We start from the raw sequence: 26820 nt of genomic DNA on the forward strand, positions 1-26820 counted from the left end.
GAAAACATGTACGATAATTAACGACGCAATCCGAGTTTTTCGATCAGTGCGCTGTAACGTTTAACATCTTTGTTTTTCACGTAAGCCAAAAGCTTACGACGTTGACCTACCATTTTCAAAAGTCCACGACGTGAGTGGTGGTCTTTCTTATGCGTACGCAAGTGGTCTGTCAAACTTCTGATGTTTTCCGTAAGGATAGCAACTTGCACCTCTGGAGATCCTGTATCGGACTCGTGAGTTTTGTGCTCGTCGATCAGTTGTTGTTTACGTTCTTGAGTCAATGCCATCCTGTTCACCTCCTTCAATATAATCGCCATTAGCCTCGTCACCGCCGGTGAGAGCAAGCAACCAAGCCAAGGTTAATGTTGTCTCAATCGACAACGTAGTACAGTATATCATAATTGCCTAGTTAAAGTAAATGTAAACATACATTTAATCCTGAACCTTTAAGATAACAGGCAGCCGGCAGTTAATGCATCTTCACGAATCTGGCTGATCAAGGCATCAATGGAGTCAAACTTTCGTTCCGCACGAATATAGTGAACGAGCTCAACCTTTAGTTCCTGGTCATATAGGTGTCCATCAAAATCAAGCAGGTGCACTTCAAACGTAGGTTTCATCCCGCTTTCGTGAAACGTAGGTTTCACACCGAGATTCATTACGCCATGCAGTTCCTGTTCGCCATACTGCACACGAACAGCGTAAACACCCTTCGACGGGGTAACGTAATGATCCGTGAGTTCAAGGTTGGCTGTAGGAAATCCAATCGTTCGTCCACGCTTCTCCCCGTGAATGACGGTTCCTCTGATGCTGTAAGGTCGGCCAAGCCAGTGACTGGCCTCATCCATTTCCCCACGCTTCAACAAGCCACGAATGAGAGAACTGCTCACTTTTTCACCATTTAACAAGAAAGGAGGAACGGTTTCCACCGTCATCTCTCCTTCTCCCAAAGTACGAAGAAGTTGTTCATCCCCTGCACCCTTGTGACCAAAACGGAAGTCAAAACCCACCACCGCTGTTCGTGTCTGAAGAGGAATTAACAAGTCGTGTACGAATTGTTTCGGTGTCAATCGTGAGAAATCTTCATTGAACTCCACCACATACAGTACATCAACGCCCATTCCTGCCAAGATGTCTTCTTTATCTCTCAAGGGAGTTAAATAACCCTCGTAATCCCCTTTGCGCATAACTTCCTTCGGATGTGGATGAAAGGTCATGACCGCTGCCTGCATGCCCGTTTCCCGCGCAATGCGGACAGCTGATAAAATGACACTTGCATGTCCGAGATGCAGTCCGTCGAATTGACCAATCGCAAGCACTTGGGGCAGTGTGCTCAGCTCAGTCGAATGTAACGTCTGCGGATAGGTTAGCATTACGGTTTTCACAATCATTCACCTGCATTTCACTAGATAGGCCAAGCTTGAGCATCACCACAACTCCAAGCCCGAAACCTCTTTATTCCGGCAAAAAGACTTTAACTGCCCTCACCGTTGGTTTTAGTTCATCCCGTTCAAATATCCCCAGAAACGTACCATCCTGAGCATACAACCGCAATAAACCAGGTTGCTCTACAGGCGGTTCCAGAAGACGCGCAGACAGTTTCTGACCTTGAAGTGCTCCTTTGGCCTGTTCTTCTCCAACCTTGTGGGCCGGAATTGAAGCAATAGCCTCGTCAACAGGAATCAGCGCCTCCGCCAAAGTCCCGTCAGCCATAAGTTGTTCCACTTCTTCAATACGAAGACAACGATCTGCAGAGATACCTGCCGATATCGTACGCTCCAGTTGAACCATGGTCGATGGATATCCGAGTTGCCGGCCAATGTCTACACACAATGTCCGAATATAGGTACCTTTTGAACACAAGGCCCGGAAGGATATATCGGTGGTCTCACCCTGAGTCTCAATCCCTGTAAGTTCGAGCTCATAGATTGTGACCTCACGGCTCTTACGCTCTACCGTCTTACCTTCACGAGCAAGTTCATAAAGACGTTTACCGTCTACCTTTACCGCAGAATACATGGGTGGTACCTGAGAGATCGTACCCAGAAACTGTTCAAGCACCTGTTGAACCTGTTCCTGTGTTACTTCCACAGTCGTTTCAGCCCGCTCAATGACTTCCCCTGTCATATCCTCTGTGTCAGTAGAGAGTCCCAATCTGAGCGTAGCAAGATATTCCTTCGGAAGCTCCTGCATGTACTCCACCACACGTGTCGCCCGTCCAAGACAGAGCGGCAGAACGCCTGTAACTTGTGGGTCAAGTGTGCCCGTATGCCCAATGCGCTTCATTTTGAGAATGCGACGCATTTTGGCTACAACATCATGAGAAGTAAATCCCGCCGGTTTATATACCGGAAGTACACCTTCAAATGGTTTTACCATTGTGAATTCACCTGCTTCAGTACTTTTGCGACAATATCATCAAGTTTGCCTTCCAGACGACATCCGGCTGCGAGCACATGCCCGCCTCCGCCAAAGGTCTGTGCTAGTGCAGCAACATCAATCTTACCAGCTGAACGCAAAGAAATCTTGACTGCATTCTCGTTGATGACTTTGAAAAAGATACCAACTTCCACTCCCTGAATGTTGCGCGGATAGTTCACTACCCCTTCAAGATCTTCATTAGCTGCCCCACAAGCCACCATATCATCTGGTGTAATAACAACCCAGGCTATCTTTCCATCATCTGTCATCTGCAGGCTTGATAGTGCCTGATTCAAAATCCGAACTTGCGGAAGAGTCACCTGCTCCAACAATGTCTGGGCGAGATAGGGTCCATCCACGCCGTGTTCAAGCAGTCTGGAGGCCGTTGTCATTACATTTGGGCTAGTGTTGGCATAGCGGAAGCCACCTGTATCCGTAAGCAATCCTGTATAAACTGCCGTCGCAACATCTTTATCCCATGTTACTTGGAACAGGTTAAGAAAATCGAACAAAATTTCAGCCGTTGCAGCAGCATCTGACTTAATGATGTTGACTGTACCATAACCGTCATTTGTAGGGTGATGATCAATATTCAAAATAACAGCATCGTCTTCGAAATAATGACGTGTCAAACCTACTCTGGCAAAGTCTGCACAATCCACACAAATAACAGCTTTGTATTTTCGCTGCGGTGGTTGTTCGGTCATGTTCACAATGTTGCCTGCTTCCCACAAAAATTGCATGCGCCCGGGGATTTCGCCTTCATTAATCATCGTGAATGTCTTACCCAGACATGACAGCAGCCAGCCCACCGTTACCGTCGAGCTGACTGCGTCACCGTCCGGCTGTACATGCGACACGACCAGGTAATCATCATGCTCCAGCAGAAATTGCTTTCCGGCCTGGAGCGCCTGTTCATAAGTGTGCATTGCCGTCTCCTCTATTCTGTTACTGGGATTCGTTCTTGTCGGAACCAATATCGCCAAGCAGCTTCTCAATTCGGCTGCCATAAGCGATGGATTCATCAATCTTAAATATCAATTCGGGAACATGCCGGAACCGGATACGTTTACCCAGCTCGGAACGCAAAAATCCATTTGCTTTTGCCAGAGCTTTGAGCGTGTTATCTTTTTGTTCCTGTTCACCGAAGACACTCAGATAAACTTTGGCTTGCGACAAGTCTCCTGTCACTTCGACTCCCGTTACCGTAATAAAGCCGATACGTGGATCTTTCAGTTCAGACTGGATGAGCAGACTGATTTCTTTCTTGATCTGCTCGCCCACTCTACCTGTACGAATCTTAGCCATCGTTGTTCACCTCATGCTTCCTTGCTTATCGTTGTACTGTCTCCATAATGAAAGCTTCGATAACGTCGCCTTCTTTGAGATCATTATATTTATCCAGTGTGATACCGCACTCGTAACCTTGTGCTACTTCTTTGGCATCATCTTTATAACGTTTCAGGGAATCCAGCTTACCTTCGTAAAGGACAATGCCATCACGAATCAGGCGTGCTTCCGCAGAACGCGTAATTTTACCCGAGGTAACCATACAACCAGCGATGGTACCCACTTTACTGATGGAGAACGTGCTCCGAACTTCAGCATGACCGATAACTTTTTCTTTGTAGATCGGATCAAGCATACCTTTCATCGCTTGTTCAATTTCTTCGATAACACTGTAGATTACGCGATGCAGACGAATGTCCACTTGCTCTTGATCTGCAGTTGCTTTTGCCTGGTTATCAGGACGAACGTTGAAACCAATCACGATGGCATTGGATGCTGCGGCCAAAATGATGTCGGACTCAGTGATTGCACCAGCGCCGCTATGAATGATTTTCACGCGTACACCTTCAACTTCGATCTTCGCAAGGGAACCTTTCAATGCTTCAACCGAACCTTGTACGTCACCTTTGATGATTACGTTCAGATCTTTGATCTCACCATCTTTGATGTGTTGGAACAGATCATCCAACGTTACGCGAGTATGTGTACCCAGATCGGATTCACGTTGCGTAATCGCACGTTTGTCAGCGATGGAACGCGCTTTGCGCTCATCTTCAAACACCATGAATGGATCTCCCGCACCTGGAACTTCAGTCAAACCTGTGATTTCTACAGGTGTTGAAGGTCCAGCCTCTTTCAGACGACGACCTTTGTCATTGACCATCGCACGGACACGACCGAAGCAGTTACCTGCTACGAAAGCATCGCCGACTTTCAATGTACCGTGCTGTACGAGGATACGTGCAACTGGGCCACGTCCTTTATCCAGCTCGGCTTCAATCACCGTACCACGGGCACGTTTGTCCGGGTTCGCTTTGTATTCGTTCACTTCTGCAACGAGCAGAATCATTTCAAGCAGACCTTCCAGACCCATTCTTTGTTTTGCTGATACGTTAACAAAGATGGTATCTCCGCCCCACTCTTCTGGAACGAGTTCATAGTTAGTCAATTCTTGTTTTACTTTATCTGGATCAGCGCCCGGTTTGTCAATTTTGTTGACAGCCACGATAATTGGAAGCCCCGCAGCTTTGGCATGGTTAATTGCCTCAACTGTTTGTGGCATAACACCGTCATCGGCAGCTACGACAATAATTGTAATATCCGTAACCTGTGCTCCACGTGCACGCATTGCTGTAAACGCTTCATGACCCGGAGTATCCAGGAACGTAATTTTTTTGTTGTTGATTTCGACTTGGTATGCACCAATATGTTGCGTGATTCCGCCTGCTTCGCCGCCTGTTACATTCGTGGAACGAATGGCATCCAGCAAAGTTGTTTTACCATGGTCAACGTGACCCATGATTGTAACTACTGGAGGACGAGCTTGCAAGTCAGCAGCATCATCATTCTCTTCCAGTGTTTCGAAACGGTCATCTTCAAGCACAATCTTCACTTCAACCTCAACACCGAATTCACCTGAAAGCAGAAGGATCGTTTCGATATCAAGCTCTTGGTTGATTGTTGCCATAACGCCCATAGCGATGAGCTTTTTGATAACTTCGGAAGCATCCTTATGGAGCAACTTCGCTGTTTCACCTACAGTCATGTCACCACGAACGATGATTTTCTTAGGTGTGTTATCAATTTTCTCACGTTGTTGGTACTGTTGTTGATTTCTGTTGCGGTTGTTCTTGCCACCACGGTTACCACGGAAGTTGCCACCACGGTTGTCATCATAACGACGTCCACCGCCACCGCTGTTCGAACGGTTACCACTATTGTTGTTGCTGCCAGTAGTACCACCTGGGCCGCTTCTACGTTGGCCTTGTCCTTGGCTCTGACCTTGGCCACCGCTACGGTTGCCAGCAGTACCTGTATTGCCACCGCTGTTAGGTCCTGAAGTTCTTACTTGACCGCCACCGCTGTTATTTGGACGTTGACCTGATCCTTGCGGACGGGATGCAGTACTGCTTTGTCCACCTTGAGCTGGTCTTGGACGGTTAGTTGATTGTCCTCCTTGGCTTGAGCCTTGGGAAGAGTTCGTTCTGTTGCGGCTGTCTTGGCCGCTGGGTCTTTGGGTGCCATTGTTATTGTTGGAATTTGGTCTATTGTTCATACCTACCTGCTTTTCCTGTTGTATTTTTGTTTGTACGGGACTACCGGATGGGTTACTGCTCTTCGGCGTGTTCACTCCGCCGGCCGGCTTGTTGCTGTCCACTGGTTTGTCACTGCGCACTGCCGAAGTAGCAACTGGTTTTGCATCGTTGCCTTGTTTCGAAGCAGCAGTGGATTTTATATCTTTAAAAAATTGTTCCACCTTACCGACTGAACCATTCTCCATGACACTCATATGATTGTTTACGGGAATTTCCAGCTTTTTAAGAATGGTTATAATTTCTTTACTACTCATATTAAGGGACTTCGCATATTCATAAACTCGCAATTTATCCTTGTTTTCCTGTTTACTCAATATACTCCACCTCCGACATTATACCGACTTGCTTGGAGATCATTTTTGCAAACCCTCGATCCGTTACTGCAAGAACAACACGCGTGTCTTTACCGATACTTGAACCCAGACTATCCCGGTCAAATCCGATCAACAGAGGAACCTTATAAGTTCCGCATTTATCGCGAAATTTCTTTTGTGTATTGGCTGAGGCGTCACCCGCAACAATAACCATTTTAGCTTCGGAAGAACGGATCGCTTTAAGTACAATTTCTTCACCTGTTACAAGTTTACCTGCACGCATAGAGAGTCCCAGATAAGACAGCGTTTTAATATTAGTCATGTTCACGCTCCTGTGCTGCTTTGAATTCATCCTCAACCGCGATGAAGTCAGCTGCTAATTGCTCGTAAATTTCAGGTGAGACTTTGCCTTTTAACGCCCGATCCAAAGCCCGGTTTTTGAGTGCAAGCTTAAAACAGGACTCTTTGCCGCATAAATAGGCACCACGTCCGGATTTTTTGCCAGTCAAATCGATCAGCACTTCATCCTCTGGCGTTTTAACAATGCGAATCAGCTGCTTTTTGGGCATCATTTCTTGGCATGCCACACATTTGCGCAGCGGCACTTTTTTTGGTTTCATACGTCAGCGCCCCCCGTACTTTACTTTAGTCGACGGAGACGGAATCCTGATGCATTTCAGAAGAAGAATCTTTTTCTCTGCCGAATTCCTGTTCCGCCTGGCTCTCGCTCTTAATGTCGATTTTCCAGCCGGTTAATTTGGCTGCCAATCTGGCATTTTGGCCTTTGATACCAATTGCGAGCGACAGTTGATAGTCCGGAACGATAACCCGAGCCATCTTTTCTTCCTCAAATACATGAACTTCCAATACTTTGGAAGGACTCAGTGCATTAGCAACATATTCGTCTACCTGATCGGAGAAACGAACGATGTCGATTTTTTCACCGCGCAGCTCACCCACAATGGTCTGCACGCGCATTCCCTTAGGACCTACACATGATCCAACTGGATCAACTTCTTCGTTGCGGGAATGAACGGCAATCTTGGAGCGGAACCCTGCTTCGCGAGCGACGGAGCGAATTTCAACTACACCGTCAAAGATCTCTGGCACTTCCAGTTCAAAGAGACGTTTCAAGAGGCCCGGATGGGTACGGGACAAAATGATTTGCGGCCCTTTGGTCGTATTCTCGACCTTGGTGATATACGCCTTAATACGGTCACCATGAACAAACTTCTCGTTCGGCATCAATTCGGTCAGCGGTAAAGCCGCTTCGATTTTGCCCAGATCGATGTAGATATTGCGCAAATCCTGACGCTGCACCACTCCCGTAACGATATCTTCTTCCTTATCTACGAAAGCGTTGTAGATCAGGCCGCGTTCGGCTTCACGAATCCGCTGGGTCACTACCTGTTTGGCAGTTTGTGCCGCGATACGTCCGAAATCACGCGGCGTAACTTCAATCTCCGCAATATCTTCCAGCTGGAAGTGTGGGTTGATTTCTCGTGCAGCAGGCAATGAAATTTCGGTACGTGAATCCAGGACTTCTTCCACGATCAATTTACGGGCATACACCCGAATAACTCCCGTATTACGGTTCATGTCAACACGCACATTCTGGGCCGTGTTGAAATTCCGCTTGTAGCTGGAAATTAGTGCAGCCTCGATCGCTTCAAACAGCACATCCTTGCTGATCCCTTTTTCCCGTTCCAATTCATTCATTGCTTCAATAAAATCCATACTCATGAATGTTGATCCCCCTTTCAAACATGGCATCTCATACGTAAAACGGCGAAAGGCTCTGAACTCATGAGCACCTTGCCGTTATCGTGAGATGTGTCTTTTTCATTAATAAAGTGAACAAGGCACTTAAAACAAAATAGCTAGGCGCGCACTGGCAACCTTATCATAAGAAATGGCATGCTGTTTTTTGCCTGCTTCGATCACGAGTTCCCCGTCATCAAAGGAAAGCAGCTTGCCTTCAAATTCCTTCAATCCGTTCACCGGCTCGTAGGTTGTAACAAAAACATTTTTGCCTACAGATTTGGTAACGTCCTCAGGTTTTTTCAGTGGACGCTCCGCACCGGGAGAAGACACTTCAAGGAAATAGATGGTTGGAATCGGATCGTTCTCATCCAGCTTGGCGCTCAGCTTTTCGCTGATCAAGACGCAATCGTCGATGTCGATGCCACCCTCTTTGTCGACATACACCCGTAAAAACCAGTTGCTGCCTTCTTTGACGTATTCGATGTCAACCAGCTCGAAGCCTTGTTCGTTCAAGTAGGGTTGGATCATTTCTTCCACGGTAGATTTAATGTTCGTTGTGCTCAAAACCAATAACCTCCAACTTAGGTTACACCAGCAAAAAAGCACTGGCAGATTATTCAATACCCAAGATTCTTGTATACCAAAGACTAAAGAGTGGGTTTCCCCACTCTTTAGAAATTCGTACTATCTCGTTCACTTCAAAAATTATAACATAGTCTGGTAATAGTGACAAGTAAGCGATGGTTCAGGCAGTTTACTTACTAATGAAGGAAAAATTACGTTCCCCCAACAATCGCTATGTTTAAATCCAAATTCAATCCTAGAAAAGGGAAAGCTGATTGCTCTCTGGCAAGCCACGAAAACATCCCATATTCGACAGGAGTTCAACAATGGTCTTACTTGCTTTCGACTTCTGCTGGAAGTCCTCAACCGATAGAAACTCACCATGATCTCTTGCTGCAGCAATATTGCGAGCAGCATTATCCCCGATTCCTGCCAACGCCGAAAATGGAGGGATTAGTGATTTTCCGTCAACGATGAACTTTGTCGCTTCCGAACGGTATAAGTCAATGGACTTCAGCGAGAATCCGCGTGCTGCCATTTCCAGACCCATTTCCAGGACAGGTAACATGTTTTTCTCTTTGGGAGGTGCCTGGAAACCTAATTGCTCAATCTCCGTAATTTTGCGATAGATCGCATCATATCCCTGACACATCAGTTCGATATCAATCTCATCCGCCCGAACGGTAAAGTAAGTTGCGTAATATTCAATCGGATGATACAGCTTGAAGAACGCCGTACGTACTGCCGAAATAACATAAGCGGCCGCGTGAGCCTTCGGGAACATGTACTGGATTTTGAGACATGAATCAATGTACCATTGAGGCACTTTACAATTCTTCATCTCGTCAATCCATTCCTGTGGCAGCCCCCGTCCCTTACGAACACTCTCGGTAATCTTAAAGGCAAGACTTGCGTCCATTCCCGTTTTATAGATCAGGAATAACATGATATCATCCCGACAACCAATTACCGTCTTAATGTTACACGTTCCGTTCTTAATCAGATCCTGAGCATTTCCAAGCCATACCCCTGTACCATGGGACAATCCGGAAATCTGCAGTAAATCGGCAAAAGACGTCGGCTGGGATTCGACAAGCATCTGACGTACAAACTTCGTTCCCATCTCTGGCACGCCAAACGTCGCGACTGGCGACCTAATCTGTTCCGGTGTAACGCCCAGAGCGTCGGTTGAGTTAAACATGCTCATGACTTTGGGATCATTCATCGGAATGGTCGTTGGATCGACACCTGTCAAATCCTGTAACATCCGCATCATAGTTGGATCATCGTGCCCCAGAATATCAAGTTTCAGCAAGTTTTCTTCAAAAGCATGATAATCAAAGTGTGTCGTTTTCCACTCCGCATTAACGTCATCAGCTGGGAACTGAACAGGTGTAACGTCTTCGACCTCAATATAATCAGGTACAACGACAATACCGCCGGGATGCTGTCCAGTACTCCGTTTCACCCCAGTACAGCCAGAGGCCAAACGATTCAATTCAGCTCCGCGCCATTTCTTGTGATGTTCTTCCTCATACTTCTTGGCAAAACCAAATGCTGTTTTCTCAGCCACCGTACCAATGGTTCCCGCACGGAAAACACTCTTCTCACTAAATAGTACTTTCGTATAGTTGTGAGCATGAGGCTGATAATCACCAGAGAAGTTCAAGTCAATATCGGGAACTTTATCTCCTTTAAATCCAAGGAAGGTCTCAAACGGAATATCCTGGCCTTCTCCTTTAAGTGTGCCACCACAATCCGGACACTCTTTCTCTGGAAGGTCAAATCCACTCCGAACACTGCCATCCAGGAACCACTCGCTGTGTTTGCATTCCGAATTCACACAAATATAATGAGCAGGTAGTGGATTAACCTCGGATATACCCAGGAATGTAGCAACAACAGAGGAGCCTACCGATCCCCGTGAACCTACGAGATAACCATCCTGATTCGATTTTTTAACCAAGCGTTCCGAGATCAGATAGTTGGCAGAAAAACCGTATTTAATAATTGGAATGAGCTCTTTCTCTAGTCGTGCCACGATTACTTCTGGTAATTCCTCGCCATAAATTGACTTGGCAGTGTTATAACAGGTATTACGGATTTCTTCGTCCGCACCTTCCAGAATCGGAGTAAACAGTTTGTCCGGGAATAACTTAATTTCCTCAAATCGGTCAGACAACTCCACCGTATTTGTAACAACGACCTCGTATGCTTTCTCTTGACCCAGGAACTGGAACTCTTCCAGCATTTCCTCTGTCGTTCTAAAATGTGCATCCGGTTTACGCTGATCTTTCAGTGGACTAAATCCTGTAATTCCGTGAATGGTGATATCCCGATATAACTTGTCACGCGGTTCCAAATAGTGCACGTTACCTGTGGCTATGACCGGTTTATTAAGTTTTGCACCTATATCAATGACTTTACGGATCGCTGTTTTGATTTCTTCGGGTGTGGCCACCAACCCTTTATCCACCAAATGCATATACATTGTAAGTGGTTGGATCTCCAGTATGTCATAGAACTCAGCGATTTCTTCCGCTTCTTCAAGCGATTTGTTAAGCACCGCTTCGAAAAATTCCCCTTTTTCACAGCCCGATATAACTACAAGACCTTCACGCAAATTAATCAGTTTTGATTTGGGAATACACGGTACCCGCTTGAAATGTTCCGTATGAGAGAGAGATACCAGCTTATATAGATTTTTCTTACCGACATCATTTAATGCATAGATTCCACAATGGAAAGGTCTTGTATTCGACAAGTCGACACCTACATAATCGTTCAAGCGATCAAGCCTCGTTAACCCTTTCATTTGAGCAGCATCATTTAATAATCCGATCAGGATACCCGCTAGTGCAACCGTATCATCAATGGCACGGTGATGACTTTCGAGTCCAACCTTATATTTATCCGCCATCGTATTCAGACGGTGGTTCTTATTTTTTGGAAATAACAATCTCGCCAGTTCCAATGTGTCAAGGACCGGGTTAGGAAGCTCTGGCAATCCAATTTGCTTTAGGGAAGCCTGGATAAAGCCCATGTCAAAACGTGCATTATGCGCAACAAGCACACCATCACCAGCAAACTGCACAAAATCACGGATAACAGGCTCCAGCTCAGGTGCGTCTTTTACCATGTCATCATTAATATTGGTCAACTGCTGAATGTTGTAGGGAATGCGTTCATGCGGATTCACAAATGTTGCAAACCTATCGATTTCTTTACCATCTTGCATCTTCACTGCTGCAATCTCAATGATTTTGTTCTGTGTTACCGACAAACCTGTGGTCTCGATATCAAATACGATGTATGTTGCTGTTTGGAGATCCAATGGCTGAGGAGCCATTACAACGGCAACAGAGTCATTCACAACATTGGCCTCAAGGCCGTAGATCATCTTAATCCCGTTTTTCTTAGCAGCCTTGGAAGCCTCGGGATATACCTGCACACCACCATGATCAGTGACAGCAATCGCCTTATGCCCCCACTCGGCTGCCATTTTTACGTATTTGTCAATTGAAGTTACAGCATCCATCGTACTCATTGTAGAGTGCAAATGGAACTCCACCCGTTTCTCTGGTGCATTATCTTTGCGAGACGGCGGTGCTTTAACTTCAATCAAATCCGAAGGAATCATGGCGAGTTCAGGAATTTGCATAAACCGGTCATATTCTACACGACCACGCACTTTTACCCATTTACCGTTAGCCAGCAAACTGAGAATTTTAACATCCTCTTTTGTTTTGGCAAACATCTTCATTTGCATGGAATCCGTGAAGTCGGTCAGGTAGAAGGTAAACAACGTATTTCCGTTTCGCAATTCTTTACGATCCAGTCCAAACACCGAACCTTGAAGCGTGACCTTTTTCTCTTCATCTTGGATTTCCTGCATGGGTACTGCTGGCTCCTTGATGTCATAACCCATTTGCAAACGCAGATCACCCTGCTCCTCATCCACCGGGATTTCTGTGTCCACTTCACTCATCATCTTTTCGATGACCTCAAGTTCCTCTACACGTTTTTGGGCCTGGAACTGTTCCATGGCCTCTTTATTGCTTCCTACTTCGCCCACTTGCATCTTGATGCGAAGAGGTAGATGAAAGTATTTTTCATAGAATTTTGTAATAGCCTGATCAATCTGTTTCTTACGAGCCAATTCCATCGACGTTGCATCACTCATTGTCAGTTGTAGGAGATCCTCTTCACATTCAAAGGTTGTCCGATTCATCCAGCCATTTACAGACGGAATTTCACGGGTAACCCACTCCAGAAACAGATTCCAATATTCACTGACGATATCACCATTTTGTACCTTGTCCGTATATTTGAAGCCAAATGAAATTTTGGCGATATGATTCATCTTCTCTTGAATATGCAGACAAAATGTGCGATAGATTGGAGCGGGTACCAATGTGTCCTTCGCAATCAGAATATTCCATTCGCGATTACTTCGATTGGTCTCTACTTGTTCAATCCATCCATCCAAAAAATAGGGCTCTAACAGACCAGCCGGAAGCTCTGCCTGTTTCATCAACAACTCAAACCGTTTTCTCTTCTCCTCGAATCCGCTCATCGTGTTCCTCCTTGTACCCCCTTAAAGCATGAAAAGCCCCTGCATTCAAAAATGTCACCGATCCGAACTCGCACCGACTCATTTTATCCGACAGAAGCTCTCCATTCATTACTTAAACGGTGAATAAGTGCCTTTCGTCAAGTGATCCTGACTTAGTATGCTCTTGCAAACACAACCGTGTGTTCTGCCTGTTCACCACAAGCCAGGCACGTATGCTTTTCTTCCGCAGGCTGGAACGGAATGTTCCGGCTTGTTGCACCTGTAACTTCTCTTACTTTATCTTCGCAAGCTTCTGAACCGCACCATCCAGCCAGTGTAAACCCGCGTTTATTTTCCATCAGTTCTTTCATCTCATCGAGTGTATCCACGGAGTAGAAGTTATCCGACATAAATGTGCGAGCACGCTCTAACATATCAACCTGGATCTGTGTCAGCATAGACTGGATTTCTTCTACCAGGTTTGCTTGTTCTACCACTTTCTTCTCACCTGTGATGCGTGATACGAGTACACAAACACCATTTTCCATATCACGTGGACCAATCTCCAGACGAATCGGAACACCGCGCATCTCGTATTCATTGAATTTCCAACCTGGGCGAACATCGCTGCGATCATCCATTTTCACACGGACTCCAGCTTTTTTCAACTCAGTGAACAACTCATCTGCACGCCCAACAACAGCATCACGCGTTTTCGGAGGTCCAATTGGGATCATGACCACTTGTGTTGGTGCCACTTTAGGAGGAAGTACGAGACCACGATCATCTCCGTGAACCATAATTAATGCACCGATCAAACGTGTGCTTACTCCCCATGAAGTAGTGTAAGCCAGCTCCAGCACATTATTTCGGCTAAGATATTGGATTTCAAATGCTTTTGCAAAGTTCGTCCCCATGTAGTGAGATGTACCTGCTTGTACAGCACGTCCATCCTTCATCATGGCTTCGATCGAGTACGTATCCACCGCACCCGCAAACTTCTCGGATTTGGTTTTCTGACCCACAATTACAGGAATAGCCAAGTATTCCTCAACCACTTCACGATAAATCTCCAGCATTTTCATCGTTTCTTCACGTGCTTCTTCTTCCGTCTCATGCGCTGTATGACCTTCCTGCCACAGGAACTCACTTGTGCGAAGGAAAGGCAACGTTCTTTTTTCCCAACGAACTACGTTAGCCCACTGGTTGATCAGTACCGGAAGATCCCGATAAGACTGAATCCACTTGGAATACATGTGACCAATAATCGTTTCGGATGTAGGACGGATTGCCAGACGTTCTTCCAGCTTCTCTCCGCCAGCTTCCGTAACCCATGGTAATTCAGGGTTAAAACCTTCCACGTGCTCTTTTTCCTTTTGAAAGAAGCTCTCAGGAATGAACATCGGGAAGTACGCATTGCGATGACCCGTTTCCCGGAAACGACGATCCAACTCATCCTTAATGTGTTCCCAGATTTCAAAGCCGTCTGGTTTAAACACAATACAACCGCGTACGGGTGCATAGTCCATGAGATCAGCTTTTTTGATAACATCAATGTACCAGCGTGAGAAGTCCTCACCCTGTGGTGTGATTTCAGTCACGAACTGTTTATCATTTTCCTTTGACATAAGACTCCAGCGTCCTCCCATAACGACTATCTCTGAATGTTCAGAGCGTAGTCCAACCGTAATTATCCGTTAATTAAACGTAATATATCATTGTAAGTTACTGCCAGCATCAACACAAACAACATCGCAAATCCGATGAAATGCACCATGCCTTCGCGATTGGGATCAACAGGTCTGCCGCGCAGCGCTTCAATTCCTAAAAAGACCAGACGACTGCCGTCCAGTGCAGGTATTGGTAGCAGGTTAAAAATCCCAAGATATAGACTCAAAATCGCTGCCCATCTCGTTAACTGCTCAATCCCTTGTTTAGCAATTTGCCCTGTCACTTCGAATGTACGAACTGGACCACCAATATCATCCATGTTGAATTGATTGATCAGATGTTTAAAACCTTCAAATATTACTTTGGTTGTATCAACCATGGCCACGCCTGAGACTTTAAATGTCTCTACAAATCCAACAGATCGGGTTGGTAACGTAGGTACGATTCCCACTTTACCGCCATCTTGTCCTTCTACAGCACGTGGAGTAATCGTTATATTAAACGTATCCGAACCCCGGCGCAGCGTCCATTCCATCGGCTTGTCTTTGGAATCGGCAATCATCGACACCATTTTTTGTGAATCTGTACCAATCACAGTACCATTGATCGTCTCAATAATATCACCCTTTTGCAGGTTCGCCTGATCGGCTGCCCCACCTTCAAGGACTTCACCAATTTCCAGATTTTTTGGATTTTCCACCGGAACTCCTGCCATCTGTGCATATACAGCAAACAGCACAAAGGCCAAGATAAAGTTCATGAGTGGGCCTGCAAAAATAGCCAATGCACGCTGTCCAACGGTTTTGCTGCCGAATTGACGATCTTTCGGTGCAATCTGCGTTTGTTTGCCACGACTTACCAACATTGCTTGAGGATGAATACGATACTCCTGAATCTCACCATCTACATCCAGTTGAAGCTTCAGTGCATTCTCCATATCAATGGAGATGACTTCACCACGTATTACATTTTTACGGTTATCCAACTGATCCAGATAGATCATCTTCACCTGGTCATCCGCTGATCTTACCGCAATGGTCTGTCCTTCCTGGATCTCTACCAGTTCCGGATCTTCCCCTGCCATCCGTGCATATCCACCAAAAGGCAACAAACGCAATGTAAATTGGGTCTCGTTTCTTTTATATGAGAACAATTTGGGACCAAAACCGATCGCAAACTCCCGTACAAGAATACCGGCGCGTTTGGCAAAATAATAATGCCCCCATTCATGAACCGTCACGATGACAAAGAACATGAGCACCGTTAGAAATACCACTTGTATGGTTTCCAATCCCTATCCATCCTCCTTCACGGCACATACCGCAGTCTGTCCCTCTAGATTATCATTATTCTCTGATGCCGCACAAGAGAATCACTTCTTCCAATTTGTTATGAAAAAAGAGATTACAGACTGGCCGCAAGCTTACGGCTCTCCTGATCACAACGCGCGATCTCCTGCAGATCAGGCTCGTCCACATTGTGGTGTGCTTCCAGCACAGAAGCAATAATATCTTCTATTTTAAGGAATGAAATCTCTTTACGCAAGAAACGGGCTACAGCAACCTCGTTGGCTGCATTAAACGCCGTTGTTGCGGTTCCTCCCATTTTACCACACTCATACGCCATTCTTAAACACGGGAACCGTACCATATCCATCTCACGGAAATGTAATTTCCCAGCTTGAGCAAGAGACAGACGCTTTGCTGGTGATGGCAAGCGGTCAGGGTAAGTCAGTGCATATTGAATTGGAACTCGCATATCCGGATTCCCCAGTTGTGCGATGATGCTGGTGTCATCAAATTCCACATAGGAATGAATAACACTCTCTGGGTGAAGTAATACATTAATCTGATCATATCGAAGACCAAATAACCAATGTGCTTCAATGACCTCGAGACCCTTGTTAACCATCGTTGCCGAGTCTATCGTAATTTTGGACCCCATTGACCAATTCGGATGTTTAAGCGCATCCTCTATAGTCACGCTCTTCAACTGTTCACGGGTAAGATCACGGAATGATCCACCTGAAGCGGTGAGCGTAATGCCTGCCAAGCGTTCTCTGTTTTCACCATTCAAGCATTGGTATATCGCAGAGTGCTCACTATCGATGGGCAGCAAAGAGACTCCTTTGGCAGCCGCTCTTGTAGTAACAATATGTCCCGCCGTAACCAATGTCTCCTTGTTGGCCAGCCCAATCTGTTTGCCTGCGTCTATGGCAGCAAGCGTTGACTCCAATCCAACACTCCCCACCACCGCTGTTACAACCGTATGCGCATCAGTTCCTGCCGCAACTTCTACGAGTCCTTCTGTGCCATAAAATAGTTGCGTTCCTGCAGGCAAATGTGGAGCTACCTTCTCCGCCAATTCTTTGGACCCCACCGATACTTTCTTCGGCCGATAACGTTTGGTTTGTTCGATCAGCAGGTCTGTATTGCCTCCGGCAGCCAGTCCCTCTACTTGAAAGAGTTCTGGATGCATGTCAACTACATCCAGTGTCTGGGTTCCAATAGAACCGGTTGACCCAAGAATCGCAATTTTTTTCATGCTGCACCTCATCTTAAATTATCCAATGCCTACGGCGAACAATGCTGTTATCTCAGACTCATGTTCTTCTTTAGTAGGGCAGTAGCATTAGTATATGTACGAATGGAAAAACAACAATCCAGCTGTCGCACCGATCAAGAATGCCTCCATGCCCTGGGAGAAGACTGCCTGAATCCTTGATATTATATACACGTTTGTATGCAGACTGGATCAAGTCACCCATCTGACCTACAACTGCACAGGCAATTCCGATCACAATCGCTCTCTGCCAGGAAAGCAAACCATCTGATACTAATGCAAAAATAACAGAAGTAACAATTGCAATCACGATGCCACCCAGCGCACCCTCCACGGTTTTGTTTGGACTGATGGAAGGCCACAGTTTGTTTTTACCAATTAGTTTCCCTACAAAATAAGCTCCTGCATCACTGGCCCATATGGAGCCCAGCAACAGGAATGTCCAGAACAACCCATGAAGCAGATGTCTGGATTCTGCAATGTAATAGAAACCGATCCCTATATACAACACGCCAAGGAAAAGCATCGCCACTGTATTCACGGGAACCTTATTTTTGGTGACAACCGAAGCTGTCATCAGTACAAGCATTACTATCCAGATGACCTGAAATAAGGATAGCGGTCTTGCCTCCCAAAGCATTTCCCAAGGAAACACAATGGCAAAAACACCAGCATATCCAATCAGGGCCACACCTGAAAAAGGCATCACCCCGGTCATTTTAACAAATTCATAATAACCGATGAGAGCCATAAGCAATACCAAACCATGGTACCAGGGTCCGCCCAGCATGCAAAAACCTAAAAACAACACACCTGCTATGATTCCTGTCGTTAATCGCTGTTTCAACGGCTTCATCCTCCATCTATTTCAAACCGCCGTAACGCCTTGTTCTGCGCTGATATTCGGCTACTGCTTCAAGCAAATGCTTTTTGCCAAATTCGGGCCAGTATATATCCGTAAACCATAATTCACTATATGCAAGCTGCCAGAGCATAAAGTTGCTTAATCTCAACTCTCCACTCGTCCGGATCAGCAGATCCGGATCGGGCATGTCAACCGTCAGCATATGTCTATCAATGAGTTCAGGTGTTATGTCCTCTGCCGATAGTTCCCCCGATTTCACCTGCAGAGCGATCTGTTTAACACAGTCCGTCATTTCACGACGACTTCCATAGTTCATTGCAAAGTTCAAAACGAGACCTGTATTATGTTCCGTAAGACGAATGGCTTCCCGCAAGGCATTAATGGTATGAGAAGGTAAATGTTCCTCTTGACCCATCATGCGAATGCGCACATTTTTTTCTATAAGTTCATCCAGCTCTATGGCTAGAAATTCTTGCGGAAGTCGCATCAGAAAATCCACTTCTTCTTTTGGACGCGTCCAGTTTTCTGTCGAAAAAGCGTACATCGTCAGATATTTGATGCCCAGTTCATCCGCCGCGATGGTCGCACGTTTGACCGCCTTCATGCCATTTTGGTGCCCGGCTATACGCGGGAGTCCCAAACGTTTGGCCCATCGTCCATTGCCGTCCATGATGATGGCGACGTGCTGCGGGATATTGTCCTCGGATATAGTCAGCGTTTCCTGCTTGTCAGCCCCATTCCACCACGACCGAACCCGTTTGATCATTCCTGTTCCTCCAAAATCCCTGAAGTTTCTTTATCTGAAGCTTGGAAAAAGAGACAAAACCCCACCGTATTGGAGGGGCTGCGCTTGTCTTACACTTCCATGATTTCTTTTTCTTTGGCAGCGAGTACCTTATCGACTTCAGCAATAAACTTGTCGGTCGATTTTTGGATATCGTCCTGATGTCTCCGCGATTCATCCTCGGAAATATCTGACTTTTCCATTTTCTTAATGTCATCATTCGCGTCACGGCGAATGTTACGAATCGCTACTTTACCTTCTTCACCGAACTTCTTCGTCAGCTTAACAAGTTCCGCTCTGCGTTCTTCCGTCAATGCCGGAATAGACAAACGGATCATGCTACCATCATTGGCTGGAGTAAGACCCAGATCCGATTTCATGATGGCACGCTCGATGTCACCCATGGAGGATTTGTCCCAAGGCTGAATCATCAGTGTACGGGAATCCGGAGTACTGATATTAGCGAGTTGATTCAATGGCGTCATTGCCCCATAATACTCTACCTGAATTCGGTCCAGAAGAGCTGGAGTTGCGCGGCCTGCACGCAAAGTAGCCAGGTCACGACGCAATGCTTGAATTGCTTTTTCCATACGCTCTTCGGCATGTTGTTTAACCGCTTGTGGCATTAATCTACACTCCCTTTAACGATTGTTCCGATACGTTCGCCCAGAACAACACGTTTGATGTTACCTTGTTCCGTAATGGCAAATACGATCAACGGGATGTTGTTGTCCTTACAAAGCGAGGATGCCGTTGAATCCATTACACCAAGGTCTTTGTTAAGAATATCCATGTAAGTCAACTGATCAAATTTCACAGCTGTACTGTCCTTAAACGGATCTGCTGAGTATACACCATCAACTTTATTTTTGGCCATCAAGATAACTTCTGCTTCAATCTCCGCTGCGCGCAGTGCTGCTGTTGTATCCGTGGAAAAGAACGGGTTACCTGTACCTGCTGCAAAAATAACGACCCGGCCTTTCTCCAGATGGCGAATAGCTCTACGACGAATATAAGGCTCTGCAATCTGTTGCATTGCAATAGATGTCTGTACACGCGTAGGCACTTCAATCTGTTCCAAAGCATCCTGCAGTGCCAGCGAGTTCATTACTGTCGCCAGCATACCCATATAATCGGCAGTTGCACGATCGATGCCGTTTTCGCTACCGGCAATACCACGCCAGATGTTTCCGCCGCCACATACGATAGCAACCTGTACACCAAGTGCAACAACCTCTTTTACCTGTTGGGCAATCGACGAGATCGTATCTGCATCAATACCGTAGCCGTTTTGACCGGAAAGAGACTCTCCGCTGACCTTTAAGACAACACGTTTAAATACTGGCTGTTCCAATTATTCACCCTCCACTTTGAATCGAACACGCTTGGTGTTCAACCAACAAAACTTCTCGCGCATGGCCTCCTGCTTAAAAAGAAAGGAACACAGTTGTGTTCCGCTCTTTTAGGAAAAACGTTTAACCGGTAAGGCACTGTTTTCCTGAGATATAAGGGAGTTTACGCTTCGAAGTTTCATCATTCTTATATCTTCGAAAATCAATTCTGCTCGCCGGTTTATAGAAACCGTCTTATTTGTTTACTTGGGACATTACTTCTTCTACGAAGTTGTCTACTTTTTTCTCAAGACCTTCACCCAGTTCGTAACGAACGAAACGACGGATGGAGATGTTTTCACCAATTTGGCTGATTTTTTCGTTCAGCAATTGAGAGATCGTTTTGTCTGGATCTTTAACGAAAGTTTGTTCCATCAGGCAGTACTCTTCGTAGTATTTACCGATACGGCCTTCAACCATTTTTTCAATGATTTTCTCTGGTTTACCTTCGTTAAGAGCTTGAGCTTTCAAAATTTCTTTTTCTTTTTCCAGCTCTTCTGTAGGAACTTCTTCGCGTGTAACGAATTTAGGATTAGCTGCAGCGATTTGCATAGCTACATCTTTAACGAAATCCTTAAATTGATCCGTTTTACCAACGAAGTCTGTTTCACAGTTAACTTCAACCAAGACACCAATACGTCCACCAGCGTGGATGTAAGATTCTACAACGCCTTCAGTTGCTGCACGGCCTGCTTTGCTTGCTGCTGCAGAAAGACCTTTCTCACGCAACAATTCAGCTGCTTTTGTTACATCACCGTTTGCTTCTTCCAGTGCTTTTTTGCAATCGAGCATACCAGCGCCCGTTCTTTCGCGAAGTTCTTTTACTGCACTCGCATTAACTGCCATTATAAATTCCCTCCAAAATTAAGTATTGTACGTACACTCTAAAAAAAGGGCAGTGAGAGGTTATCCACCTGCCAACCACCCTTTTCATTTAGTTTATAACATATGTTCGAATCTATTAAGCGGAAGTTTCTTCGCCTTGGTTAGCTTCGATTACAGCATCAGCCATTTTACCTGTCAGCAATTTAACAGCGCGGATCGCGTCGTCATTACCTGGGATAACATAATCGATTTCATCCGGATCGCAGTTAGTATCAACGATACCTACAATTGGGATACCCAATTTGCGAGCTTCCGCAACAGCGATACGCTCTTTGCGTGGATCGATGATGAACAGGGCGCTTGGCAGGCCTTTCATATTTTTAATACCGCCCAAGAATTTCTCCAGACGATCTTTTTCTTTGCGAAGCAAGATAACTTCTTTTTTAGGCAATACAGCGAATGTACCGTCTTCTTCCCAAGCTTCCAACTGTTTCAAACGATCAATACGTTTTTGAATAGTTTGGAAGTTAGTCAGGGTACCGCCGAGCCAGCGTTGGTTAATGTAGAATTGACCAGCACGTTCAGCTTCTTCTTTAACGGAATCTTGAGCTTGTTTCTTAGTACCGACGAAAAGAATTTTACCATTCTCTCCTGCGATTCCTTTAACGAAGTTGTAAGCCTCTTCGACTTTTTTCACCGTTTTTTGCAAATCGATGATGTAAATTCCGTTTCTTTCAGTGAAGATATAACGATCCATTTTTGGGTTCCAACGACGAGTTTGGTGACCGAAGTGTACCCCAGCTTCGAGAAGCTGCTTCATGGAGATTACTGCCATCTTCACACACCTCCTAATATGGTTTTTATTGTGTCCTCCGCCGGCATCATTTTTCGCCAAGACTCTCCATAAGGAAAGCACCCTCAACAAAATTAGCACATGCGTGTGTTTTAACACCGTTATCTAATATAGCATAACTGACTGTCCGATGCAACAGTCTTTAAAGCTAAAATCTACTTTTCGTTTTTTGCTAGTATCGAATCATTTTAAACTTGATATGTAACTCAACGCTTATTATTATCAAGCTTTGAAAATGCACCGTTTAATACGCAAAAACCGTCCTGTCCGAGCATGCTCAGTTTGACGGTTCTTTCGTAATTTTTGCGATAATGGATTTGAAACTTTCACCTTTTTCAAGCGCATAAGTACCCACTTGGATTTTGGTATTGATTCGCTCAGCTTTGCCAGCCTTTATGAATGCTTGAGCATCATCTACGATTCCCGCGGTTTTGAGATTTGCTGCAACGATCGCCAGACTATTGCCTGAACGTACTTTGAATGATACTGTTGCGCCTTTTGGATTACTCGGCGTTACAGGTTCTGTTGTCTTCGGCTCAGTTATCTCTTTCCGCCCTTCACCTTCACTTGCAGCAGGCTCTTGTGGGTTCTCAGGCTCTGCAGGTGTCTGCGTAGAGGTTACTGTCTCAGGCGGCGTTGCTGTATTCCCCTGCAACTCACTGCTTTCCTGCTTTTTCTTCTCTACCCACTCAGCTTCTGTGTATAATTCCTCTTCAGAACCGACCACCTTCATATCCAGGCTTTTTGCGACTGTTTCAAGCTGTTCTTTGGTCATATTGGCGGTCTGCTCGGGGTCCAGATTACTATCCGACAAAGCATTTTGTCCAACTGTGGCCAGTTGAAGCAAAACCGCACCAATAATCATGCCGCTCCCCAGACCAATCCATAAGGATCGCTTGTCCATGACTTAGCTTTCCTCCCGTTCTGCCAGTTGCAGTATTAACTGTACCTCACCACGCTGAATACCTGTCTGCTTGGATATGGCATCCATCGACTTACCCTCAGCGTGTAGATTAAAGAGTTCTGCATATCGATCTTTAATAGATTCACGCCCAGGCAAAGATTCGACTTCACTGGTCTGTACCTCTGCTTCTAAAGCTTGCTGGGCCGCCTCAGCTTGTACACTTTTCACGAGGGCTTGTGCTTGCAAACCTTCGGAAGATTGTACGGATACATTCCCGGAGTGTGGAACAGGTGATGCGACAGGTTCGTTCTTTTTGCTCTGTTCGAGCTGATCCAACCGCTGCTGTAATTCCTGAAGTTGCAATTGCATACGTTGATCGGCTGCTGTCGCTTCTCCCTTCATTTCAGCCACACGTTGAATAAGAGCATCATTATCATTTTCGATCTCGGTCATGTAGTGTTCAAGCGTAGATTCCATCTCCTGCACCAGTTGATGCCCGGGCTCTTGCGCCTTGTTTTTCCGAGGCATTATATAAGCGTAGGCGATGGCGCAGGCCCCTAATATGACAATAATGATCCATGGTGACAAATTGGGTTCTCTCCTTCTGATTCAACCATCGGTGCGCAAGACTCCATGTCCATAACAACCATTTATTATAAAGACAGATCTATGTGTTTTCCTTTGTACGGGTGCTCTGCAGGTTTAACAGTTTCTTGAGCCTGAGCAGTCTCCTGTCCATCGGAACCACTCTGCTGATCCCCATCATGTTTATGACCATCACGCACCGAAGTCTGTGAAGTTTCGTCCATTGCTTCACTTCGTTGCCTTGCTTCATTTGCTTCTTTCGACGTTTGCTCTGCCAAAAGATTCTGATCCGTAATCGGTCGCTGCTGGGCTTCACTTTGATAACGTCCCGCTTCACTTGTTCGTGGTACCGCAATCTGCAACTCCACTGCTTTGAAACTCATACGCTCACCTCACGGTTTCGAATGGATTTCTTCCTGTGCCTGAATGCTGTACTTAAACGTATGGAACCATCGTAATATCACCATCGTGATAATAAAATGAAATTCGACTCACTGGATCTTTAATAAATTTCGTGTATCTGCCGATAACTATTTTAGAGCCTCCATAAATCATCTTCAGAATATCAACACGAGCTTTACTTGTATCTTCAAGTGCCTTCTCAATTTCAAAGATACGCATTTTCGTTTCTTCACTTATACGAAGAGCGGATTTCTGCGTAGCATTCAGCTTGATTCGCATCGACATCTTATCTGGAGTTAGTTGTCCAGCGGCAGCTAATTGATCCAGCAATGTCAAAGCTTTCTTCGTTTTATCCAAGGAATCCATCTGCTCTCTGACTTCCTTGCGCAGATCATTAAGTTCGTTACGCAGCTTTGGCAGCACACCAACTTCAATGGAAGTGACCGTGGACATGCTGTTGCCCACAACACGCGCTGAGACGTTCTGACCAGCCTGGATCGAGCCACCAACGATAAGACCCTTGGTGCCCGCACAGATGACACCATGGCCAGCACGAATATTGGAATGCATAATACTTTGGGAAACCAGAACATCTTCACCGGCATCCACGTTGCCTTCTTGAATGAAAGTACACTTGACATTATGGCCTGCTTGTACCAGTCCTTTGTTATAACCAATAATACCACCGGTAATTTCGATTGAGCCGCCTGCTTCCAGTTCAGCTCCTTCGACACCTCCGACGACACGAATGTCACCTGCTGCTTTTACTTTAAATCCGGTAAGTACATTGCCTCGTATGACAACGGTGCCTACAAAGTCGATATTACCGTTATTGTAGTCAACGTCTCCATTGACTTCATAAACCGGAAACACATTCAGTTTGTTACCGTCCGTTTTGGTAACCAGCCCATCCAGTGCAGCATACATCGCAGAACCATCCGGGTTAATCACAACGTTTTTCCCAACTTTAAACCGAGCTTCTTTTCCCGGACGATAAGGAATTTCCTCACCCGTTACTGCCCTGCCTGGTATGCCATCGCTAGGAGCGATCCGCTCTGCAATGATCTGACCACTACGAACATTGTTTAACCGGGTCACTTCTTTGTAATCGACGGTTCCATCTTCCGATTCCAATGGTCGTCGTTCATTCGTATCGTCCATCCCAACCAGGACCTTGATGAAGCCATCTGTTCCTTGAATGGGAGCGACACCTTCTGCAATCTTGTATTTATCTTTCAAATAGGTTTCAGGGTTGCTCACAAAAAGTAATAATGCCTCTCGCGATACACCTTGTTTGATGCCCTTGTCCGCCACAAATTGTTCAAGTTCATCGATCGTGCAGGCAAAGCCTTCTTCCTCTTTGGAAAATTCAAGGTAGGCTGTGCATTTGTCGTCCGATAAAACAATGTTTAAACATTGTTCCAAAGCAGTCCGCTGTGTCACTGCAATTCTTCCCCCTTTTAGACTTTCCACTCCCCAAACTCCAATGATATTACTTCTCTTTATTAATCTTTACGCATCAACAAATCTTTCTGTTTGTCCAACGTGCCGCGTAATCGTAATATTGCCTTGGAATGTAATTGGGATATACGAGACGGAGAAAGAGACATAACCTCAGCAATTTCACTAAGAGAAAGATCTTCGTAATACAACAGTGAAACAACCGTTCTCTCTTTTACCGTCAACTTGTCAAGCCCTTGCACCAAAGCTTCCTTCAAATAAAACTCATTCACTTTATAATCTGGATTTTTGGCTTTCTCATCCACCATCAAAGACAGACGAGTCTCAGACTCTTCCTCACGAATTGGGTCCTCCAGCGAGCACAGTGACATGACTGCCACTTCCTGAAGCATATGTTGAAAATCTTTAGTGGATACGTCCAGGTACTCGCTCATTTCCTCATCACTAACAGACCTGAGATAACTTTGTTCCAACTGTTGGTAGGCGTCTTCAATTCGCTTGGCCTTCTCCCTGACAGAACGCGGAACCCAATCACCTTGACGCAGACCGTCAAGAATGGCTCCGCGGACCCTCCATGATGCATAAGTTTCAAATTGCAGACCACGTTCATAGTCGAACTTCTCCAATGCATCAATTAACCCCATAACACCATTGCTCTCCAAGTCATCCTTGGGAACATTTTTGGGCAAACCAACAGCCAGTCGACCGGATACATAATTTACAATATGAAGATACTTTTCAATCAAAGTTTTCTTGGCTTCAAGATCTCCATGTTCTTTCCACTTTTCCCACAGATCAGAATGGTTCAAATGTGAAGCTTTACGCTCGTTCAATTGCTTTCACCCTCCTTATTTGTCTGTCAGGTGACGAACGGCCTGCGCCAATTCCTCCGGATCCTTGGTCCGGACAAGTTTAGGCGGATCCAAAGGGGCGAATCCCGTTGGAGCTTTCGTCTCAGATGGCGGAAGATCGTCCCCAGATGAAGCGTTCTGTCCACTCTTGAGCAAATCATTCAGCTCTTGTCCATCGTCTTCGATTTTAATGTCCACCTGTGAACCTCTTTGATCTTGAGCATTTGGTGAATCATAACCATACCCATTTCCCTCGATCTGAGGGTTCAGCAGCAATCCCAATCCCCAGCGTAAACCATATGCAAGGACAAACCAGGCTACGAATCCGATCAATCCGCGAATTAAACTGGTCATCAGCACATTGCTGCTGTATGCTACAAAAAAAGTAAGAATAAACCCAACGATGCCTGCTCCAAGATTAATGCGGTAGTTTCCTATCATAG

General features: G+C 45.6%; 27 protein-coding genes. All 27 read right to left on the bottom strand.

The genetic code is table 11. The annotated features are described in order from the left end of the window. Window positions 1-17 precede the first annotated feature (17 nt). The 27 genes from rpsO to MHI14_RS19730 all read right to left on the bottom strand — a co-directional run bounded on the left by rpsO (window position 18) and on the right by MHI14_RS19730 (window position 26818). Window positions 18-287 (bottom strand): 30S ribosomal protein S15, encoded by a 270-nt coding sequence (rpsO, locus tag MHI14_RS19600; protein WP_056700672.1) that lies wholly within the window; start codon window positions 285-287, stop codon window positions 18-20. Further along, a complete protein-coding gene (locus tag MHI14_RS19605; protein ID WP_256719971.1) occupies window positions 265-399 on the bottom strand; it encodes a hypothetical protein in 135 nt (44 codons plus the stop codon). Before MHI14_RS19605 ends, rpsO begins: the two co-directional genes overlap by 23 nt. Before the next feature lie 47 nt (window positions 400-446). Further along, the gene (locus MHI14_RS19610; RefSeq protein ID WP_445670346.1) at window positions 447-1385 is read right to left on the bottom strand and encodes a bifunctional riboflavin kinase/FAD synthetase; all 939 of its coding nucleotides are present in this window, start codon (window positions 1383-1385) and stop codon (window positions 447-449) included. Window positions 1386-1455: 70 nt separating this feature from the next. Further along, entirely contained in the window at window positions 1456-2379 is a 924-nt protein-coding gene (gene truB / locus MHI14_RS19615; protein ID WP_076318528.1) for a tRNA pseudouridine(55) synthase TruB, read from the bottom strand. After that, a complete protein-coding gene (locus MHI14_RS19620; protein WP_341131073.1) occupies window positions 2373-3350 on the bottom strand; it encodes a DHH family phosphoesterase in 978 nt (325 codons plus the stop codon). Before MHI14_RS19620 ends, truB begins: the two co-directional genes overlap by 7 nt. A gap of 19 nt (window positions 3351-3369) precedes the next feature. Then, complete coding sequence (rbfA, locus tag MHI14_RS19625) at window positions 3370-3729, bottom strand: 30S ribosome-binding factor RbfA (protein ID WP_017689140.1); 360 nt, start codon at window positions 3727-3729, stop codon at window positions 3370-3372. 25 nt (window positions 3730-3754) lie between these two features. Next, complete coding sequence (gene infB, locus MHI14_RS19630; RefSeq protein ID WP_091031850.1) at window positions 3755-6340, bottom strand: translation initiation factor IF-2; 2586 nt, start codon at window positions 6338-6340, stop codon at window positions 3755-3757. Next, the gene (locus MHI14_RS19635; protein WP_017689142.1) at window positions 6333-6662 is read right to left on the bottom strand and encodes a L7Ae/L30e/S12e/Gadd45 family ribosomal protein; all 330 of its coding nucleotides are present in this window, start codon (window positions 6660-6662) and stop codon (window positions 6333-6335) included. The genes infB and MHI14_RS19635 overlap by 8 nt, the downstream gene beginning before the upstream one ends. Then, the gene (rnpM, locus tag MHI14_RS19640; RefSeq protein ID WP_017689143.1) at window positions 6655-6960 is read right to left on the bottom strand and encodes an RNase P modulator RnpM; all 306 of its coding nucleotides are present in this window, start codon (window positions 6958-6960) and stop codon (window positions 6655-6657) included. Before rnpM ends, MHI14_RS19635 begins: the two co-directional genes overlap by 8 nt. Before the next feature lie 25 nt (window positions 6961-6985). Continuing rightward, window positions 6986-8083 (bottom strand): transcription termination factor NusA, encoded by a 1098-nt coding sequence (nusA, locus tag MHI14_RS19645; protein WP_062833827.1) that lies wholly within the window; start codon window positions 8081-8083, stop codon window positions 6986-6988. Window positions 8084-8206: 123 nt separating this feature from the next. Next, complete coding sequence (gene rimP / locus MHI14_RS19650) at window positions 8207-8668, bottom strand: ribosome maturation factor RimP (protein WP_091017262.1); 462 nt, start codon at window positions 8666-8668, stop codon at window positions 8207-8209. Between the two features lie 256 nt (window positions 8669-8924). Continuing rightward, window positions 8925-13244: a PolC-type DNA polymerase III gene (locus tag MHI14_RS19655; RefSeq protein ID WP_341131074.1), complete on the bottom strand. Its 4320-nt coding sequence runs from the start codon at window positions 13242-13244 to the stop codon at window positions 8925-8927. 152 nt (window positions 13245-13396) lie between these two features. Beyond that, window positions 13397-14851 carry a proline--tRNA ligase gene (gene proS, locus MHI14_RS19660; protein WP_062833824.1) on the bottom strand — a complete coding sequence of 485 codons (1455 nt, stop codon included), beginning with the start codon at window positions 14849-14851 and terminating at the stop codon, window positions 13397-13399. 62 nt (window positions 14852-14913) lie between these two features. Continuing rightward, entirely contained in the window at window positions 14914-16185 is a 1272-nt protein-coding gene (gene rseP, locus MHI14_RS19665; RefSeq protein ID WP_341131075.1) for an RIP metalloprotease RseP, read from the bottom strand. Between the two features lie 113 nt (window positions 16186-16298). Beyond that, a complete protein-coding gene (locus MHI14_RS19670; protein ID WP_091031860.1) occupies window positions 16299-17438 on the bottom strand; it encodes a 1-deoxy-D-xylulose-5-phosphate reductoisomerase in 1140 nt (379 codons plus the stop codon). Between the two features lie 70 nt (window positions 17439-17508). Beyond that, the gene (locus MHI14_RS19675; protein ID WP_338593833.1) at window positions 17509-18303 is read right to left on the bottom strand and encodes a phosphatidate cytidylyltransferase; all 795 of its coding nucleotides are present in this window, start codon (window positions 18301-18303) and stop codon (window positions 17509-17511) included. A 16-nt stretch (window positions 18304-18319) separates the two neighbouring features. Beyond that, complete coding sequence (locus tag MHI14_RS19680; RefSeq protein WP_017689151.1) at window positions 18320-19087, bottom strand: isoprenyl transferase; 768 nt, start codon at window positions 19085-19087, stop codon at window positions 18320-18322. 89 nt (window positions 19088-19176) lie between these two features. After that, complete coding sequence (frr, locus tag MHI14_RS19685) at window positions 19177-19731, bottom strand: ribosome recycling factor (protein ID WP_017689152.1); 555 nt, start codon at window positions 19729-19731, stop codon at window positions 19177-19179. Further along, a complete protein-coding gene (pyrH, locus tag MHI14_RS19690) occupies window positions 19731-20459 on the bottom strand; it encodes a UMP kinase (RefSeq protein ID WP_017689153.1) in 729 nt (242 codons plus the stop codon). The genes frr and pyrH overlap by 1 nt, the downstream gene beginning before the upstream one ends. 232 nt (window positions 20460-20691) lie before the next feature. Next, a complete protein-coding gene (tsf, locus tag MHI14_RS19695) occupies window positions 20692-21342 on the bottom strand; it encodes a translation elongation factor Ts (RefSeq protein WP_062833819.1) in 651 nt (216 codons plus the stop codon). Window positions 21343-21457: 115 nt separating this feature from the next. Then, window positions 21458-22156, bottom strand: coding sequence for a 30S ribosomal protein S2 (gene rpsB / locus MHI14_RS19700; protein WP_017689155.1), 699 nt, complete (start codon window positions 22154-22156; stop codon window positions 21458-21460). A gap of 295 nt (window positions 22157-22451) precedes the next feature. Beyond that, window positions 22452-23078: a hypothetical protein gene (locus tag MHI14_RS19705; protein WP_341131076.1), complete on the bottom strand. Its 627-nt coding sequence runs from the start codon at window positions 23076-23078 to the stop codon at window positions 22452-22454. A 3-nt stretch (window positions 23079-23081) separates the two neighbouring features. Continuing rightward, window positions 23082-23666 (bottom strand): hypothetical protein, encoded by a 585-nt coding sequence (locus MHI14_RS19710; protein ID WP_341131077.1) that lies wholly within the window; start codon window positions 23664-23666, stop codon window positions 23082-23084. 65 nt (window positions 23667-23731) lie between these two features. After that, window positions 23732-24046, bottom strand: coding sequence for a hypothetical protein (locus tag MHI14_RS19715; RefSeq protein ID WP_091031869.1), 315 nt, complete (start codon window positions 24044-24046; stop codon window positions 23732-23734). Between the two features lie 52 nt (window positions 24047-24098). Further along, window positions 24099-25508: a DUF342 domain-containing protein gene (locus MHI14_RS19720; protein ID WP_133384327.1), complete on the bottom strand. Its 1410-nt coding sequence runs from the start codon at window positions 25506-25508 to the stop codon at window positions 24099-24101. Between the two features lie 62 nt (window positions 25509-25570). Further along, window positions 25571-26359, bottom strand: a complete 789-nt coding sequence (locus MHI14_RS19725) for a FliA/WhiG family RNA polymerase sigma factor (protein ID WP_017689160.1) — start codon at window positions 26357-26359, stop codon at window positions 25571-25573. A gap of 15 nt (window positions 26360-26374) precedes the next feature. Further along, window positions 26375-26818 (bottom strand): hypothetical protein, encoded by a 444-nt coding sequence (locus tag MHI14_RS19730; protein WP_076208888.1) that lies wholly within the window; start codon window positions 26816-26818, stop codon window positions 26375-26377. Window positions 26819-26820: the final 2 nt, after the last annotated feature.

Source organism: Paenibacillus sp. FSL K6-2393, from assembly GCF_038002545.1.
In the GTDB taxonomy this organism is placed as follows: domain Bacteria; phylum Bacillota; class Bacilli; order Paenibacillales; family Paenibacillaceae; genus Paenibacillus.